We start from the raw sequence: 17,808 nt of genomic DNA on the forward strand, positions 1-17,808 counted from the left end.
GATACGAGCGATCCAATGACAGACTTCGCAGCCCGCCGCCGCACGATGGTTGATACACAGATTCGACCCTCTGATGTGACCAAGTTTCCCATTATCGACGCGATGTTGAACGTGAGACGAGAGAACTTCGTGCCGGATTCCCAGCGCGAGGCGGCTTATGTCGAAGGATTGATAGATATGGGTGCGGGGCGCTGTATGCTAGAGCCTAGGACCCTGGCTAAGATATTGGATGCGCTGAACATTTCTAATGATGAAATTGTTTTGGATGTCGGCTCGGCAATGGGGTATTCGACAGCAGTTGCGGCGCGCATGGCGCAATTGGTTGTCGGCGTCGAGGAAGACGAGGACCTTGCGGTCGAGTCTCAGACCGTCCTAATGGAGGCGGACGCAGACAACGCCATCGTGCATGTCGGACCGCTGGCGCAAGGTGCGACCGAGCATGGGCCTTACGACGTGGTCATGATCCAGGGCGGGGTCGAGCAGGTGCCAGACGCCATTATTGATCAGCTCAAAGAACACGGCCGGATTGCTTGCCTTTTCATGGAAGGTGAGCTGGGAACGGTCCGCATTGGCCATAAATCCGGAGGTCGGGTGACCTGGCGCCATGCTTTTAATGCCAATGCGCCGGTATTGCAGGCATTTTCCGCGGATCGTGCATTTTCGCTATAATTCTACGGCAGATTATTCTGCTGCCTTGATTAGTTGAAAACAAAGGCGCAAACTGCGCCTAGGGCTGCGTAATTTTGATTTGAGAGGATTTCGTTATGAGTTCTAAGTCGGGAGGTAAGCTGGTCAAGGCCTTGGCGCTTACGGCTGGTATCGCACTCAGCGTTGTTCCGGGACGGGCGGTTTGGGCAGATAATCTGACCGACGCCTTCATTGGTGCATATAACACAAGCGGATTGCTGGAACAGAACCGCGCGCTGCTGCGTGCAGCGGACGAAGATGTGGCAATTGCCCTGTCTGCGCTGCGGCCGATCATCAACTGGACGGTGCAGGTCAGTCAGGATTACACGCGTTCCACCACGGATGACGTCGTAGTCAGGAACGAACCATCGTCCTTTTTCACCGGACTGACGCTGAGCCAATTGATTTATGATGGCGGCTTCTCGGTTCTGGGCAAACAGTCTGCGCAGGAAATCGTTCTGTCCACCCGTCAGAACCTGATTGATATTGAACAGCTTGTCCTGTTCCGCGCCGTGAATGCGTATCTGGAAGTCGTTCTTCAAGAAGAAACCGTTCAGATTCAGCTCAACGATGTTGATGTGTCCGCCGAGGAACTCCGGGCTTCTCAGGATCGTTTCGACGTGGGCGAAGTCACACGAACCGACGTTGCTTTGTCCGAAGCGCAGCTTGCCAGTGCTCAGGCGGAACTTGCCATTGCTCGCGGTAACCTGAGCCGCGCGCAGGCTGAATATGTGAACGCCGTGGGCAAGGCGCCGGGTGCGACAGCGGGCCAACCCAGCCTGCCGAACCTTTCTGGTTCGGAATCTGAAGCGATCGCCTTCGCTCAGCGGAACCACCCCGCAATTCTGGCCGCGCAGCACGAGGTGCGGGCATTTGATCTGGCCGTGCAGCAACAGCGTGCCAACCTTGGCCCGAACGTGAGCCTGAACGCGGATGCGGGTATTCGCGAAAGCTATGACAATGATGACAACCTCGAAGACGCGTCGATTTCGCTGAACTTCAACCAGCCGATCTATGCTGGTGGCCGTCTGGCGGCAAACGTGCGTCGGTCTATGGCGACCCGCGACGCCTCGCGCGCAAACCTGTTGAACGTGCAAAAAGACATCACACAGGGCGTGGCAGATGCCTATGCGCGTTTTCAGGCCGCAACCGCAAGTCTGAGGGCGTCGACGGAACAGGTTCGCGCCTCGCAGGTCGCGTTCGATGGTATCAGGGAAGAGGCGACATTGGGCGCTCGGACCACGCTGGACGTTCTGAACGCTCAGCAGGACTTGCTGAACGCGCAGTTGACCGAAGTTGGATCACGTACAGAGCGATCACGTGCGGCCTATGATTTGCTGCAGGCCCAAGGTCTGCTAACGGCCGAGCGGCTTGGTCTTGCTGTACAGATCTATGACCCGACGCTCTACTACAACCTGGTCAAGCGCGCGCCGGCGCAGGTCAGCAAGCAGAGCAAGGATCTGGATCGCGTGCTGAAAGCGTTGCGTCGCGACTGAGGGTCCAAGCTGACGGTTGTGAGGTCCGAAGTGTTTGGCTACACTCGATTCTGAGGACAGAGTGGTAGTGAAAAGATGACGGACAAGGTGGTAAATGGGAGCGTAGAGGACGTTTTGTCCTCTATCAAACGGCTGGTCGGTGAAGAAGGCCGCAAGATCCCGGACCTTGTTCCAACAGCCATGTCCAGAAAGCCGGGTCGCTTGGTCCTAACGGATGCTTTGCGCGTAAGCGAAGCAGCGGAGGACGAAGACGAGGCGGAACCCAAGGCGGAATACACCGCGGATGCGTCCATCAAGCCAATGGTCCTGCGTGCCAGCGACATTGTTAAGCGTGACGAACCTGTCGCCGAAGAACAGCAAAGCACTGACCCAGCGGATAGTTTGAGCGCGAAGATTGAGGCGCTGGAAGCTGCAATTGCCCGCACCGAAGATCAGTGGGAACCGGACGGCGATAGCGAGGACGAGTATTCCGGCACGCGCACGACGTCGCTGGAATGGAGCGCGGATGAGGAAGCAAGCAGCGCCAAGGAAGATGTCCGCGCCGACAATGATGACTCTGCGCCCGAGGCCGAACCACAGGTTTCCGAAACGAAGGCAATGTTCATTCGCGATCCCGAAGTGACCGCTGCCGCTGTATCATCCACTGAACAGCCCAGGGACGTAACCGCCCTTGATGAGGCCGCGTTACGTGACCTGATAGCGCAGGTTGTGCGTGAGGAACTGCAAGGCGTTCTGGGTGAGCGGATTACGCGCAACGTCCGCAAAATGGTCCGGCGCGAGATTTATCGGGCGCTTGCCGAACACAAGCCGGATTGACCGTTATCCGTGCGTAGGACTCTCTGCAAGGTCCAGCAGTTGATCCAGGTTCATATGCGTTTCAAGATGGTCCGCCAACGCGTCGAGTGTGTCCTCAACCCCATCTTCATAGCCCAAATCCGATGCTGCGCCGAGCTGTGACAAGTAGCTGGCGCGAAATGCGTCAGAAGAGAAGATGCCATGCAAATAGCTGCCACGAATGCGGCCGGACTTGTCAGTGGCGCCTTCTGGCCGCCCGTCGACTTCCAGCCAAGCGAGTCGGCAATCGGCCCCCTCTGTTTTACCCATGTGAATTTCATAACCCTGTACCGGCTCGCCACCCGGGACAGTTCGGGCGTTGCGCAGAGTGAGCGTCTTTTGTCTCGACATCACCGTGTCGACATCCAAAAGGCCTAAGCCTTCGACAGTCCCCGGGCGACCATCCACCCCGTCCGGGTCTGCGATTGTCTTGCCCAGCATTTGATACCCGCCACACAAGCCTAAGACATGGCCGCCCCGACGAACATGTGCATACAGATCCACATCCCAGCCCTGCGCGCGGAAATAGGCCAGATCGCCTATGGTCGATTTGCTGCCCGGCAACAACACCAGATCAGCATCACCAGGCAGAGCGCGACCAGCAGGCACGATCTCTACAGTGATGCCCGGTTCGGCGGACAGGGGGTCGAGATCGTCGAAATTCGCCATCCTCTCCAGTTGCGGGACCACGACTTTACAGGCCCCACCGCTATGCGAGCGGATGTCCATCATGTCTTCGGCTGGAAGACGCCACGCATCGTGGAACCAAGGAACGACGCCCAGACAAGGCCATCCGGTTCGCGCTGCTATGTCATCTCGTCCTTCGTCAAACAGCGAAACATCGCCCTTGAAACGGTTGACCGCGAAGCCCCGGATCATGGCCAGATCGCCTGCGTCAAGCACGGCCTGTGTTCCGACGATCTGGGCTATCACGCCGCCGCGATGGATGTCGCCGACCAGAACCACCGGAACCCCGGTGGCGCAGGCGAAGCCCATGTTGGCAATATCGCCTTTGCGCAGGTTGGTTTCAGCCGGGCTTCCGGCGCCTTCTATCAGGACCAGATCGGCGCCGTCGCACAACCTGTCAAAGCTTTCCAAGGCAGCACTCAGCAGCTTGGATTTGTCCTTGCGGTAATCTCCGGCTTTCATCGTCCCGGCGCGTTGGCCCTGTATGATGACCTGAGCGCCGGTATCCGTTTCAGGTTTCAGCAGAATCGGGTTCATGTCGGTATGCGTTGGTCGTTTGGCGGCGCGGGCCTGCAATGCCTGCGCCCGCCCAATCTCGCCCCCGTTTTCGGTGACGGCGGCATTGTTTGACATGTTTTGCGGCTTGAACGGTGCGACACGCAGGCCGCGCCGCGTAAAGGCTCGGGCCAATCCTGCCACCAGAACCGACTTGCCGACATTGCTGCCGGTGCCCTGAATCATGATGGCGCGAACCATGCCGAGTCTCCTATAACCTGAAGGGCACATGACCCGATTTGATGGCTGAGGAAAAGCCCCGGATGAACACACCTGCACATCTTTTGATCGGGGCTGCTGCCTTTGCCAATCCTCCTCGTGGGCGGATTTTGTGGGCTGCTTTGCTAGGCTCTGCGCTGCCGGACGTGTCGCTTTACCTGATGGCCGGGGTGTCTTTGTTCGTTTTGGGGATTCCTGAGCAGGTGGTTTTCGGTCAGCTTTATTATTCCACGGAATGGCAGACCGTATTCGCCATCGACAACTCATTTTTTGTTTGGGGATTGGTGCTATTGGCTGGGGGCTGGCTCCGCATCAGGCCGCTGATCGTCGGCGCGTCGGCTGGCTTGCTGCATCTGTTACTGGACTTTGTGTTGCATGCCGGGGACGGGCGGCCCCAGTTCTGGCCGTTCAGCTCGTGGGTCTTTGACAGCCCAGTCAGTTATTGGGACAGCGCACACCACGCCTATTGGGTGGCACCTGTGTCACTGACAGTGTGCGCGGTGTCTTATCTGTTACTGTGGCGGCGGGGCATGGCATGGTCGGCGAAGGTGTTCTTTGCCATGATGCTGTGCGCCGAGGTTTGGGTTGCGCGACAGTGGTTGCTGTTTTTCTGACGCAAAGCTCAGGGTAAACGAAAAGCGCGCTCCAGTGGCAGGAGCGCGCTTTTTCATTCGATCAGCAGTTTGGGTCAGGCTGCTTCTGCCTGTTGTGCGGCGTTGCGACGCTCGCTCTCTTCACGCGACAGGGCGACCGAGGTGCGTACACCACGACCAACGAACTCCATCAGTCCGCTGACAACGCGTTCGTTCGGGTCAATCCCTGCACAAGACAGGACCTCGCGACCATCGCGCGAGCGGGCCCACCTAGCGATCTGTTCGGGGCCATTGCCGTACTTTTTATCGTCGGCGATTGCGTCATCCAGTGCAGCCAACACAACGGCTGCGAAAAGTTTACGAGCACGGTTGCCTTGCTCATTGTTAAAGGCGGTGCCGTCAACGAAATCTCTCATCTCGTCTTCCTTGTTGTTCTTGCTCTTGCATTTTCGGCGTGACGGTCCTTATGACCGATTAAGTGCGATTCGGATACACCTAATATGCATAGTTGCGTTGCGTTATTTGCATGGCTTGCTGCAGCTGCAGCACAAGGTCTCGTTGTCTTGCCAGGTGCAGCCACGCCAGATATAGGGAGCGCAACTTACGCATCAACCGTTTGTGAAGGATTTATGTCATGCCCAAGATAAATGGGAACGAAATTCGCCCCGGCAATGTGCTTGAGCATAATGACGGTCTGTGGGCAGCCGTAAAAGTCGATCATGTAAAGCCCGGAAAAGGCGGTGCTTTTGCGCAAGTCGAATTGCGCAACCTGCGGAATGGGTCAAAATTGAACGAACGGTTCCGTTCGGCGGATAAAGTTGAACGTGTACGGCTAGAGCAGAAGGACCAGCAGTTCCTATACGAATCTGACGGTATGCTGGTGTTCATGGACTCTGAGACCTACGAACAGATCGAACTGCCCGCCGAACTGCTGGGCGAGCGCCGCCCGTTTCTGCAGGACGGCATGACCATCGTGGTCGAGTTCTACGAATCCGAGGCGCTAAACGCCACGTTGCCCCAGAAAGTGACCTGCAAGATCGTCGAGACCGAGCCGGTCGTCAAAGGTCAGACCGCTGCGAATTCGTTCAAACCGGCAATTCTGGACAATGGTGTTAAGGTCATGGTGCCGCCGTTCATCGGACAGGATGAGATGATCGTCGTGAACACCGAAACCATGGAATATTCCGAGCGCGCCTAAACGGTTGCCTTGATGGAAATGAAAAAGACCGCGACGGCAGGGGCCGCGCGGTCTTTTTTTATCTTAACCTTCTTGGGTTCCGATATTGTTCAGGATTGGGGCCGAACAATTCCAGCATCAACTCGTACTTGATGCGATTGGCGCTGACTTGCCGGTAGAACGCGATCAGAAAGGCGGTTGGTCCTTGGATGCGGCTTAAGCCGCTGGTAGCGGCGACCACAGTGCCCACATCCGTTTTGCCCTGTACAACGAGATAACCGCCCAGCATCAGAACGCCGACGGTGCCCGCGCCGTTGATGACGCTAAGCAGGAACTTGGCGGACAGTTTCCACAAAAACATACGTCGCCGTGTCTCAAAGATTTCGTCGAACTGCGCTTCGATGTCTCGTGCGACGGCGTCGATATCTTCGACCGTCAGCTTGTCGGTCGCGCTGCGCAGGATATGGACGCGCTCGGCCACAAAGGTGTTTACTTTGCGCTGCGAGATCAGAACGATGACGATCTGCGGCACAATCATCGAAAATGCAATCAGGCCAAGTCCCGGCTGCGTCGATGAAATATACCCGATCACACTGATCAGAGTTCCCACTTGCACCACAGGGTCCGAAAACGCCCCGCCTGCAAATTTGCCTAGCTCTTCGGCTTCGGCCGAGATGGCGGTGGTCATTGTTCCCTTTCGGACGGTTCCGCCGGTTTCACCCAGATCCGATGAGCGCAATAGCAGCCGCTGCCGGATCATGCGGATCATGTCTTCGCCCAGTGTGCCAGCCCGAAAGCCCAGCAGCCATTTCAGAGCGAGACTCAGCAGGATCACGGACATCATGCCGCCTCCGAGATAGATCAGGTGATCCGTGTCGACGTTATCCTCGGTCAGGTGGTTGATGATGTCGCGCTGAAACTCCAGCGGCACAGCAGCCAGACCCGCGATGGCTATGGATAAAATAATAAGGATGATCTGACGCCCGGCACTGGCACGCCAGATCGCTCTGTATAGTTTGAACATTTGTTTTTCCGGTTCTTGAACCTGCGCACAGTGTGGCAGCGCCTTTGGGCGTGTTCAAACTATACCTCAAAAACCGTGGGTTACGCCGTGCTGGATTGGCAACAATCAAATCTCAACGGTGATAGGGACCCCGTCAGCGGTTAAATCGCCTTTGGCGCGGTCCAGTCTAAGATATGCGATGCCCCGACCATCAGACTGGGTAAACAGCGTGCCTGCGGGTTTCCCATCGGACAGAATTTCCGCCCCGACCGGGGCCGCGCCGCCGACCCGGACGCTGCGCAGACCCTTGCGCAACTCGGTCTTGTGTTTCATACGCGCGGTGACTTCCTGCCCGACATAGCAGCCCTTTTTGAAGTCGACACCGTTCAAGACCTCGAAACCGGATTCAAGGATATAGCTGTCAGGTGTCAGTTCGATTGCAGTCTCGGGAATGCAGTGACGCACGCGGATCGCGTCCCAATCGGTGCCGTCGTCGCCCTCGGTGCTTTCCGAGTAGATGCGCCAGCCCATTTCGGGATGACGGGGATCCGACAGCGCGCCTTGGGGGGCAGGGCCCGTGCCGCGTTGAAGGTTCAGGCCGCTATCTTCGATCGTGACATCGGCCCGCAGCTTGTACATGTTCAATCGCTTGACGAGATCGTCAGCCAGTTCCTCTGCCACGTCCAGAAGAACGGTCTCTCCGTCCCGCAGCAGAAAGAAATCTGCCAGATACTTGCCCTGAGGTGTCAGCAGCGCGGCGTAGACGATCCCGTGTTCCATCCCGGCGATGTCATTTGTCACCAGTCCTTGCAGGAAACTGTCAGTGTCCGCGCCGCCAAAGCGCAGGATGCGGCGATTGGGCATGTTACGTCCTCGTCTTTTCCCTGAGCCACGTGATATAGGAGTTCACGCCGACAAGACCAGAGGGTTTCAATCATGCCAGCGCCGATCAGCATCGTCATCCCTACGCTGAATGCGGCGGACAGCCTTCCTGAAACGCTGCAGGCTTTGATGGAGGGGCTGCATACCGGACTAATCCAGGAACTGATTGTCTCTGATGGTGGCTCTACCGATTCTACGTTGGAAATTGCCGATGACGCCGGGGCCGAGATTGTGACCGGTGCTGCGTCACGCGGGGGACAACTGCAGCGCGGATGCGCATTGGCCAAGGCTGAATGGTTATTGGTTTTGCACGCGGATACCGTCTTGCAAGAAGGGTGGAGCAAGGCCGTGGGTGATCACTTGCGGACCGGCGGCCCGGCTGCCTTTCGTCTTGCTTTCCGCGCGGCGGGGTTTGCGCCTGCGTGGGTTGCGGGTTGGGCCAATTTGCGCAGCCGCCTGTTTCGGTTGCCGTATGGCGATCAGGGGCTTTTGATCAGGCGCAAGGCTTACATGGATGCAGGGGGATACCCGGACCAGCCATTAATGGAGGATGTTGCGCTGGCGCGTCGGCTGCGGGGTATAACCCTGTTACCCGTTCGTGCCTTCACAAGTGCGGATCGATATCAGAGGGTGGGGTGGGCCCGTCGGGGTGCGCGGAACTTGTGGACACTGACGCGGTATTTTCTGGGTGGTGATCCCGAACGGCTGGCTCAGTCATACCGGCGCTGAGGCTTGTGCGCAGTTCAACGATCGACTTACCCAGCCGAAACGGGGCCGCGAAACTAACCAGACAGAGGGCGACGATCTGGAGCACCAGAATATGTGCATTGGCCTGCAGGTATTCCCATTCGTCCTTTAGCTTCCCAACCTGCGCGATCAGATCGTCATAACTCTGGGCAAGAATGACATAGTCCCCGGCGATTGCCGGAACTTTTCGGCGCATGTTGTCGATTGCAGCCTGCGTTTGTTCGTCGAGTGACGTGAAAACCAGAAACTGATCTAAGTCGAAGGATTCAACCTTTGAGGCCATTGCCCGCATATCGTCCTGCTCGGCCTTTGCGCTTTGTCCGAACAGGAAATGCAGACCCTGAAGCGGCGCGACCTCGTTGGTGACGGCGATAAACAACGGAAGCTCGGAATTACTGGCGGTGGACGCCGACAGGAACTCCACCTTGTCGCACAAAACCCCGATATCTTTGTCATAGGCGGGGTCGCAAAAACGCAGCCGGAACCGTGCGGCATCCCGGTCGAACGCAAGCGTTGCGGCATAAGCCACGTCAATCTGCCGGTCCAGCCGCGAACTGTCCGAGGTGTACAACCCCGCAAGAACAGCAACCAAGGCACCGATTCCGCCCAGAACAACCCAAACGAGATCAGCCAGTTTCCACGCACGGTGGCCAGCAGGTTTACGGAACAGAAACCCGGTTCCAACCGATCCAATCAGAAAGAACAGGATTAACAGGGGCAGTTGATTGTCGGCAATAAACGTCATGCATACAAAGTGACGACGCGTTCACGACGTGGCAACACTCTTCACGGGCTGTTGTTCTTTTTGTCGGATCAGAAATCAAGAGCCAGAGCTTTGGCCAAACTTCCGAAATAGTTTGGTGCGGTCAAAGGCTTGCTCCAATTCGTCAGTGCGTTCCTTGACCGAATCCCAAAGCCGCTCCTGCACTTCAGCGATGGCGCATTCCATCAACGCAAGGATCGAAGCCATCGAGTCCCAGGCCGAAGGCACGGCAATCCGTGCCGCAAACGTGTGCCTGGCGAGCCGGTGAATAGGCGAGCGCCACTGGTCGGTGAACAGCACAATCTCGGCCTCGCGTTCCTGGCAAAGCTGTCCGATCAACATGGTCGCGTTCTCGTACCTGCGCACGTCCAGCGCAACCAGAACGTCATTTTTTCGAACATCCAGCAGATCATGCGTCCACGAGGCCGCAACGGGCAGCAACCGGACGTCGGGCCGGATCATTTGCAAGTGCAGATAGAGGTACTGCGCCAAGGTGCCCGTTATTCGCCCCCCGGTGATGAAAATCCGCCGATCCGGGTCCGATAACAGGTTGCAAAAGCTATCGAATTCGCCGGGATCAACTTCGTCTATCGTGCGCTTCTGGTTGGCAAGGGATTGCTGGGAATAGCGATTCAGGATGTGTTCTTCGGGCAGGTCATTCTGCCAGACGTCGCGCTTGGCGACGGGCCCCGAGATCATCTCTTTCACCTCGCCGCGCAGGGCGGCCTGAAACTGAGGGTAGCCGTCAAACCCGGTTTTTTGCAGCATCCGCGCGACCGTGGTGGTCGAGACCGAGGCGGTGCTGGCCAATTCGGTGATGCTGCCCAGCCCGGCCATCGGGTAATCATCCAGCAGAACACTGACGAGTTGCCGTTCAGAAGGGGTCATCTTGTCCCGATGGGCCAGCAGCCTGTCCGTCACCCGCACTGAACGATCCTCCTGTATGCGACAGGCGCATAATGTGAACAATTTTTCATCAAGATCAAGCGTGGAAAAATTTATACAGGAAAATTATTGACAGGAGATTGCCGAGTGTGGAAATTTTTCCACAACGATCACGCATGGAATCGCAGGGCTTAGAATTGGACTTCGGAAAAGTCGTTCACACGGATTTGGCAGACGATGCGCCTTCGGTGGCGCTGGTTTGTGAGCACGCGTCCAATCGAATCCCTGCATGTCTTGGGGACATGGGATTGGAGACAGATGCGTTGCAAAGCCATATCGCCTGGGATCCCGGCGCATTGGCTGTGGCAAAGCTGATGGCAGTGTGCATGTCGGCCCCCTTGGTTCATGGCGGTGTGTCGCGTCTGGTTTACGACTGCAATCGCCCGCCCGAAGCCGCCGGGGCCATGCCGGTAAAAAGTGAGAACTGGGACATTCCGGCCAATGCGAACCTGTCTTCGCAAGAGCGTAAAGCGCGTATCGAGGGGGTTTATGAGCCGTTTCGTGCATCCCTGTCGGATGTGTTGGACCAGTATCGGCGCTCGCTAGAGTTGATGGTCACTGTTCACAGCTTCACGCCCATTTATCTTGGCAAAAAGCGTAAGGTGGAACTGGGTATCCTGCACGGAGAGGATGACCGGTTCGCGACCTCAATGATGGCCCAACAGCCAGCCCAGAACCCATACGTCACCCGTTTGAACGAGCCCTATTCGGCCGTCGATGGTGTTGCGCATACACTGGACGCGCAGGCCGCGCCGCGCGGGTTGCTGAACGTAATGATCGAAATCCGCAACGACCTGATCGAAACGCCTGAACAGCAATCGGCTGTGGCTGACGCGCTGGTTCCGTGGATTGCAAGTGTCTTGTCGGGCATCAAAAAGAAGGTGGCGATGTGATCCGGGTCATGAGCTCATATGTCCGCGTCGTCGATGCGATCAATTATAGGATCGGGCGGGTGATGATGTGGGGCCTGTTCGTGATGATGGGAATCCTGCTGTGGTCTTCGATCTCGAAGACGTTTTTCCTGCCGTCGCTGTGGACGCTGGAAATGGCGCAGTTCGCGATGGTGACCTATTACATCATGGGCGGGCCATATTCGATTCAACTGGGGTCGAACGTGCGGATGGACCTGTTCTATCACAATTGGAGCCACACGAAAAAAGCGTGGTTCGACGCCTTCACCGTTTTGCTGCTGATCTTGTATCTGGGCGTGCTGTTTTACGGCGGGCTGGGATCAACCGCCTATAGCCTTGGCTATTGGGGGGATTCGCCGATCTCGTACTTCACCGGCCTGCTGACCGGCAGCGAAGAGATCGGGCGCCTCGAACGATCCTCGACCGCGTGGCGTCCTTATATCTGGCCCGTCAAGGCGATCATGGTGTTCGGCTTCTTCCTGATGCTGCTACAGGCGATATCGGAATTCTTCAAAGACATAGCCCGGATCAACGGGCAGGAAATCGGGGTTCGTCGGGCATGAGCCAGGAATACATTGCCATTTTCATGTTCGCGTCGATGATGCTGATGCTGTTCACAGGTCAGCGCGTCTTTGGCGCGATCGGCGCGGTCGCTACTGTCGCTGCGCTCGCCCTGTGGGGAACGGGCGGGCAGGACATAACATTCTCGGCCGCTATGAAGCTGATGAAATGGTATCCGCTGCTGACCCTGCCGATGTTCATTTTCATGGGCTATGTGTTGTCGGAAAGCCGTCTGGCCGATGACCTGTATCGGATGTTCCATGTGTGGATGGGGCCGGTGAATGGTGGGTTGGCGATCGGCACGATTGGCCTGATGGTTCTGGTTTCGGCCATGAACGGTCTCAGCGTCGCGGGGATGGCCATTGGCGCAACCATTGCGCTGCCGGAACTGCTGCGGCGGGGCTATGACAAGACGATGGTGACGGGTGTTATTCAAGCCGGGTCCAGTCTGGGCATTCTGGTGCCGCCCTCGGTTGTGCTGGTGCTTTATGCGATGATCGCGCGGCAACCGGTGGGGCAGTTATGGCTGGCCGGGATCGTGCCGGGACTGCTGATGGCAAGCTTGTTCATCCTCTATATCTGGATCCGATGCCGTATTCAGCCCGAACTTGGCCCCGCAATGAAAGACGCGCATGAGGTGCCGAGGGCCGAGAAAATCCGCCTATTGGGCGCCGGTGCGCTACCGCTGATCATCTTTGCCGCGATGATGGTGCCGTTTGTGAACGGCTGGACTTCGCTTGTTGAAAGCTCGGCGATCGGGGCGCTGACTGCTCTAGTCGTTTCGGTTGTCAAACGGCGCATGACGTGGAAGATTTTCGAGGATTGCACAAAGCAAACGCTGGCAATCTCATGCATGTTCATGTGGATCATCCTCGCCGCCCTTGGCTTTGGCGCGGTGTTCGATGGGCTGGGCGCGGTGAAAGCCATCGACAATCTGTTCACCGATCAACTGGGCCTGTCGCCGTGGATGATCCTGATTCTGATGCAGCTCAGCTTTATCGTCATGGGCACGTTTCTGGACGACACGGCGATGCTGGTGATAGTGGCGCCGCTCTATGTGCCGCTGGTGGGGGCGTTGGGTTTTGATCTGATCTGGTATGGGGTGCTTTATACGATCACCACCCAGATCGCCTATATGACGCCGCCATTCGGTTATAACCTGTTCTTGATGCGGGCCATGGCCCCGCCTGAGATCACGCTGCGCGATATCTACCGCTCGATCATTCCGTTTGTCGCGGTGATGGTGCTGGCGCTGACGATCATCATGATCTTCCCGGAAATCGCCCTGTGGTTGCCCGGCTATGTCTATGGAAATTAACAAGAATGCCCGTCTAAGCGGCACGAAAAACTACAACAGAGAGGAAATGACATGACAACAAGACGTAAGTTTCTGAAAACAGCCGGGGTAGGTGTTGCCGCCGCACCTCTGGCTGCGCCTGCACTGGCGCAGAGCACGATCACCTGGCGGATGCAGACTTATGCCGGTCCTGCGCTTGCCGCCCATGTGATCGACCCCGCGATCGAGATGTTCAACAAGATCGCTGGCGACCGGATGCAGATCGAGCTGTTCTATGCCGATCAGCTTGTCCCGACCGGAGAGTTGTTCCGCGCCATGCAGAAGGGCACGATTGATGCGGTTCAGTCCGACGATGACTCGATGGCGTCGCCCACCGAAGTCACCGTGTTCGGCGGCTATTTCCCGTTTGCGTCGCGCTATTCGCTGGACGTGCCGGTGCTGTTCAACCAGTATGGCCTGAACGAGATCTGGGACGAGGAATATTCCAAGGTCGGCGTCAAGCATATCAGCGCCGGTGCATGGGACCCCTGCCACTTTGCCACCAAAGACCCGATTAACAGCCTGGCCGACCTACAAGGCAAGCGCGTCTTTACCTTCCCGACAGCGGGCCGCTTCCTAAGCCAGTTTGGTGTCGTGCCGGTGACCCTGCCTTGGGAAGACATCGAAGTCGCCGTGCAGACCGGCGAGTTGGACGGCATCGCATGGTCCGGCATCACCGAGGACTACACTGTCGGTTGGGCAGATGTGACCAACTACTTCCTGACCAACAACATCTCGGGTGCATGGGCGGGATCGTTCTTTGCAAATATGGATCGCTGGAACGAGCTGCCCGAAGACCTGCAGACCCTTTTCCGCGTCTGCTGTGACCAGTCGCACTACTATCGTCAGTGGTGGTATTGGGGTGGCGAGGCCAGCCTGCGCGTCAACGGCGATAAGATGCAGCTGACCTCGATCCCGGATGAAGAATGGGCGACGGTTGAAGAAGCGGCCGTTGCCTTCTGGGATGAAATCGCAGCCGAGTCCGAGACCAAGGCGAAGGTCGTCGAGATCTTCAAGCAGTATAACGCAGACATGCTCAAGGCCGGGCGGCCTTATCGTTACGGCTAAAATCCAAGCGACTACGGCGCGCGGCCTCGGTCGCGTGCCGGTATTGAACCACTGGAACCCCTGTCCCCAATGCTAGGCTTGCCTCCGAAACAGACAAGAACGCTCCGGTCACGCTTTGGCGTGAACCGAGTCCGAGGGGTATAGGCAAATGGCAATCGCCGGGTTCCTGATCGAGATTTTTGCGGCAACCATGTTGTTGCTTTTTGCGGTGCGGCTGGTCCGCACGGGCATCGAACGGCGCTTTGGTGCGTTGTTTCAGTCGCTGTTGACGCGCCATTCAAACGTATTTGTTGCAGGTGGGGCCGGTATGGTTCTGGCCACGATCCTGCAAAGCTCGGCCGCGGTGACGGTATTGCTGACCGGTTTTGCGGCGGCTGGCATGGTCAGCTTTGGCATCGCATTGGCCGGGGTGCTGGGTGCGGATCTGGGGGCTGCGCTGGTCATTCAGGTTTTGTCTTACGATCTTGGCTGGCTGCAACCCGTTTTGCTGGCGCTTGGTGGCTGGCTTTACCTCAAATCCGATCGCGCCAATGTGCGGCTGATCGGGCGCATTGTTCTTGGCATTGCGTTCATTCTGGTCTCATTGCAGTTCCTGCGGGATGCGGTTGATCCGATCCGCGAAAGCTCCTTTTTGCCCGCGATCGCGGGCTATCTGGAAAGCGACTATTTCAGCGCCTTCATCGTGGGCGCTGTTTTGGCCTTTGTTATGCACAGTTCCGTGGCGACGATCCTGATGTGCGTAACACTGGTTCAGGTCGGAGCAATCCCCTTTGCGGCTGGTCTTTCGCTGGTGCTTGGGGCCAATCTGGGTTCGGCCTTCATTCCGATCTGGCTGACGCGTGACCTGACGGTTTCCGCGCGTCGCATTCCGCTGGCCAACCTTCTGCTGCGCGGCAGTGCGGCGCTGGTGATGCTGATCGCGGTCAACGTGACCGGCGCGCATCAGGCGCTTATGGTGGCCGGGGCAGGGCAGTCGTTGATCCTGGCCCATATCGGGTTCAACCTTGCCGTATTCGTGCTGGCCACAGGGTTCGTAAATTGGTTGGAACGCCCGATGACGCTGTTGCTGCCCGAGCCAAAGGACGAGGCAGGCGTGATGGATCAGTTCTCGTACGCGCTGAGCCCACTGAACGATCCCAGCGCGTCAGGGGCGAATGTCGCGATGTCCTCGGTCCGGCATGAGCTGTTGCAGATGGTCACGCAGGTCGAGCGCATGTTCCGCCCGGTTCTAGATATCTACGAACAGGATGATAGCGACGCGATCTCGGCCCTGTGGCAGCAAGATGAACGGGTGAATGCGCAGTTGACCGAAATCCGACGTTTTGTCGCCCGGATGCCGCGCCAGAACATGAGCAAGGCGCAGATCAAGGCGGCACGCGGCTTGGTCGAATACGCGATCCGGCTTGAGGCTGCGGGCGACGTGGTATCCAACCGCATGACCCGAACCGCGCAGATCAAACACACTGAACGTACCGAATTTTCGGCGCAGGGCTGGAAGGAGCTCAAGGATCTGCACGCGACTGTGCTGGCTAGTTTCTCGCTTGCTCGGCATGTGCTGCTGGTTGATGACATGGATTGCGCGCGCCGATTGGTGCTGGACAAGGTCGAGGTCAAGCGGATGTCACGGAAGAGCCGCAAGGCGCATCTGAAACGGCTTGAGAGAGGCCAGGCCGAGAGCTTCGCCTCTAGCGATCTGCATCTTGAAACATTGCGCGCCATGCGTGACCTGCACGGGCATATCGCCGCCGTCGCCTATCCGATCCTCTATCAAAGCGGGCAGGTGCTGGAAACACGTTTGGTGATGGAAATGGAAAACGAAGCGGTCGAAGACTAGGGCCGCGGGACAGAGTTTGGGGCGATAGCCCCAGAAAATAACAAAGGATGAACGGGATGGGCAATGACGCACGTTTGGACGATCTGAAAGCCAAGGTCGAAGCCGGTGAGGTCGATACCGTGCTGGTCTGCATGGTCGACATGCAGGGGCGCTTAATGGGCAAGCGTTTCCATGCAGGGCATTTCGTGGCTGGCGCATGGGAGGAGACCCATTGTTGCAACTACCTGCTGGCGACAGACCTCGAGATGGCGACCCCCGATGGCTATGCCGCCACAAGTTGGGAACGCGGCTATGGCGATTACGTGATGAAGCCCGACCTGAGCACTCTGCGCCCGGTGCCGTGGCTTGAGGGCACCGCTATGGTGATGTGCGATGTGCTGGATCACCACACGCATGAGGAAGTACCCCATGCGCCTCGGTCCATTCTGAAAAAGCAGGTGAACCGGCTGAAGGCTATGGGCTATGACGCAATGTGCGCCACCGAGTTGGAGTTCTTTCTGTTCGAGAAGAGCTTTGACCAGATCCGCAAGGAAGGCTTCCGCGATCTGGAGCCGATCTCGGGCTATAACGAAGACTATCACATCCTGCAGACCACCAAGGAAGAGCATGTGATGCGCCCGATCCGCAATCATCTTTGGAATGCGGGAATTCCGGTTGAGAACTCGAAAGGTGAGGCCGAGACCGGTCAGGAAGAGCTGAACATCAAATACGCACCTGCGATGGACACGGCCGAGTATCACTCGATTGCTAAGAACGCGGTGAAAGAGATCGCATGGCAGCATGGTCATGCGGCGACGTTCCTGCCCAAATGGCATCATGAGAAAGTGGGCAGTTCGTCCCATGTGCATCAGTCGCTTTGGGCGGATGGGCAACCGGCGTTTTTCGATAAGTCGGATGCGCTGGGCATGTCGGCTCTGATGAAAAGCTACATGGCTGGATTGTTGAAATACGCGGCCGATTACACTTATTTCATGGCACCGTACGTTAACAGCTATAAGCGGTTCATGAAGGGCACCTTTGCGCCTACACGGATCATCTGGTCGGTGGACAATCGCACCGCGGGGTTCCGTTTGTGTGGGGATGGCACCAAGGCGGTACGGGTAGAGTGCCGTATTCCGGGTTCGGACATGAACCCTTATCTGGCTATGGCAGGGATGCTGGCCGCTGGGATTGCCGGGATTGAAGAGGGGCTGGAGTTGCAGCCTCCGACGCAGGGAGACGTCTATCAGGGCGAAACGGGTATGATCCCCGGCAATCTGCGTGCGGCGCGGGATGCGTTGTATGGGTCAGCCATGTTGCGGGCTGCCATGGGCGACGAGGTGGTCGATCATTATTCCCGTGCGGCAGAGGTCGAGGTTGAAGAATTCGAGCGTGTGGTGACCGATTGGGAAATCGCGCGCGGGTTTGAGCGGGCTTGAGACGGGTTGGCTGGGGGCTCTGCCCCCAGACCCCCGGGATATTTTTTGGCCAGATGAAGCAGGGGATCCTGCTTCTTTCGGAAATGGAGTGA

Annotated in this window: 17 protein-coding genes and 1 pseudogene; 12 read left to right on the top strand and 6 right to left on the bottom strand. The window is 57.5% G+C overall.

The genetic code is table 11. The features are described from left to right. The first annotated feature begins 15 nt into the window (after positions 1-15). The 3 genes from GOX75_RS07970 (at position 16) to GOX75_RS07980 (ending at position 2,999) form a co-directional block, all read left to right on the top strand. Positions 16-669 carry a protein-L-isoaspartate O-methyltransferase gene (locus GOX75_RS07970; protein WP_171122053.1) on the top strand — a complete coding sequence of 218 codons (654 nt, stop codon included), beginning with the start codon at positions 16-18 and terminating at the stop codon, positions 667-669. Positions 670-764: 95 nt separating this feature from the next. Continuing rightward, entirely contained in the window at positions 765-2,183 is a 1,419-nt protein-coding gene (locus GOX75_RS07975; protein ID WP_171122054.1) for a TolC family outer membrane protein, read from the top strand. 75 nt (positions 2,184-2,258) lie between these two features. Next, positions 2,259-2,999 (top strand): hypothetical protein, encoded by a 741-nt coding sequence (locus tag GOX75_RS07980; RefSeq protein WP_171122055.1) that lies wholly within the window; start codon positions 2,259-2,261, stop codon positions 2,997-2,999. 3 nt (positions 3,000-3,002) lie between these two features. Here GOX75_RS07980 and GOX75_RS07985 read toward each other — a convergent pair whose 3' ends face one another. Then, entirely contained in the window at positions 3,003-4,460 is a 1,458-nt protein-coding gene (locus tag GOX75_RS07985) for a cobyric acid synthase (protein WP_171122056.1), read from the bottom strand. 41 nt (positions 4,461-4,501) lie between these two features. Here GOX75_RS07985 and GOX75_RS07990 point away from each other — a divergent pair, with 41 nt between their 5' ends. Continuing rightward, entirely contained in the window at positions 4,502-5,092 is a 591-nt protein-coding gene (locus GOX75_RS07990) for a cobalamin biosynthesis protein CobQ (RefSeq protein ID WP_254428704.1), read from the top strand. A 74-nt stretch (positions 5,093-5,166) separates the two neighbouring features. On the opposite strand, the gene GOX75_RS07995 is transcribed toward GOX75_RS07990, so the two are convergent. Then, positions 5,167-5,487, bottom strand: coding sequence for a DUF6280 family protein (locus GOX75_RS07995; protein ID WP_037310273.1), 321 nt, complete (start codon positions 5,485-5,487; stop codon positions 5,167-5,169). 218 nt (positions 5,488-5,705) lie between these two features. On the opposite strand from GOX75_RS07995, the gene efp reads away from it, so the two are divergent. Next, the gene (gene efp / locus GOX75_RS08000; protein ID WP_170325421.1) at positions 5,706-6,269 is read left to right on the top strand and encodes an elongation factor P; all 564 of its coding nucleotides are present in this window, start codon (positions 5,706-5,708) and stop codon (positions 6,267-6,269) included. A 58-nt stretch (positions 6,270-6,327) separates the two neighbouring features. Here efp and GOX75_RS08005 read toward each other — a convergent pair whose 3' ends face one another. Further along, the gene (locus tag GOX75_RS08005; protein ID WP_171122057.1) at positions 6,328-7,272 is read right to left on the bottom strand and encodes an ABC transporter transmembrane domain-containing protein; all 945 of its coding nucleotides are present in this window, start codon (positions 7,270-7,272) and stop codon (positions 6,328-6,330) included. A gap of 105 nt (positions 7,273-7,377) precedes the next feature. Continuing rightward, positions 7,378-8,115, bottom strand: a complete 738-nt coding sequence (locus tag GOX75_RS08010; protein WP_171122058.1) for a folate-binding protein YgfZ — start codon at positions 8,113-8,115, stop codon at positions 7,378-7,380. A gap of 72 nt (positions 8,116-8,187) precedes the next feature. Here GOX75_RS08010 and GOX75_RS08015 point away from each other — a divergent pair, with 72 nt between their 5' ends. Next, positions 8,188-8,862 carry a TIGR04283 family arsenosugar biosynthesis glycosyltransferase gene (locus tag GOX75_RS08015; RefSeq protein ID WP_171122059.1) on the top strand — a complete coding sequence of 225 codons (675 nt, stop codon included), beginning with the start codon at positions 8,188-8,190 and terminating at the stop codon, positions 8,860-8,862. A gap of 7 nt (positions 8,863-8,869) precedes the next feature. On the opposite strand, the pseudogene GOX75_RS20565 reads toward GOX75_RS08015, so the two are convergent. Both GOX75_RS20565 and GOX75_RS08025 read right to left on the bottom strand, forming a co-directional pair. Then, a pseudogene (locus GOX75_RS20565) lies at positions 8,870-9,625 on the bottom strand (hypothetical protein); the annotation flags it as partial. 75 nt (positions 9,626-9,700) lie between these two features. Further along, positions 9,701-10,570: a MurR/RpiR family transcriptional regulator gene (locus tag GOX75_RS08025; protein WP_171122060.1), complete on the bottom strand. Its 870-nt coding sequence runs from the start codon at positions 10,568-10,570 to the stop codon at positions 9,701-9,703. A gap of 155 nt (positions 10,571-10,725) precedes the next feature. Between GOX75_RS08025 and GOX75_RS08030 the strand changes: the two genes are divergently transcribed. The 6 genes from GOX75_RS08030 (at position 10,726) to GOX75_RS08055 (ending at position 17,716) form a co-directional block, all read left to right on the top strand. Continuing rightward, a complete protein-coding gene (locus tag GOX75_RS08030; RefSeq protein WP_254428705.1) occupies positions 10,726-11,481 on the top strand; it encodes an N-formylglutamate amidohydrolase in 756 nt (251 codons plus the stop codon). Positions 11,482-11,489: 8 nt separating this feature from the next. Continuing rightward, positions 11,490-12,062 carry a TRAP transporter small permease subunit gene (locus GOX75_RS08035; RefSeq protein WP_171122061.1) on the top strand — a complete coding sequence of 191 codons (573 nt, stop codon included), beginning with the start codon at positions 11,490-11,492 and terminating at the stop codon, positions 12,060-12,062. Then, positions 12,059-13,378 carry a TRAP transporter large permease subunit gene (locus tag GOX75_RS08040; RefSeq protein WP_171122062.1) on the top strand — a complete coding sequence of 440 codons (1,320 nt, stop codon included), beginning with the start codon at positions 12,059-12,061 and terminating at the stop codon, positions 13,376-13,378. Before GOX75_RS08035 ends, GOX75_RS08040 begins: the two co-directional genes overlap by 4 nt. Before the next feature lie 51 nt (positions 13,379-13,429). Further along, on the top strand, positions 13,430-14,464 hold the full coding sequence (locus tag GOX75_RS08045; protein WP_171122063.1) for a TRAP transporter substrate-binding protein: 1,035 nt from the start codon (positions 13,430-13,432) through the stop codon (positions 14,462-14,464). A gap of 148 nt (positions 14,465-14,612) precedes the next feature. Beyond that, complete coding sequence (locus GOX75_RS08050) at positions 14,613-16,298, top strand: Na/Pi cotransporter family protein (RefSeq protein ID WP_171122064.1); 1,686 nt, start codon at positions 14,613-14,615, stop codon at positions 16,296-16,298. Between the two features lie 56 nt (positions 16,299-16,354). Continuing rightward, the gene (locus GOX75_RS08055) at positions 16,355-17,716 is read left to right on the top strand and encodes a glutamine synthetase family protein (protein WP_171122065.1); all 1,362 of its coding nucleotides are present in this window, start codon (positions 16,355-16,357) and stop codon (positions 17,714-17,716) included. The last annotated feature ends 92 nt before the right edge of the window (positions 17,717-17,808 follow it).

This window comes from Ruegeria sp. HKCCD7251, assembly GCF_013031165.1.
Classification (GTDB): Bacteria; Pseudomonadota; Alphaproteobacteria; order Rhodobacterales; family Rhodobacteraceae; genus Ruegeria.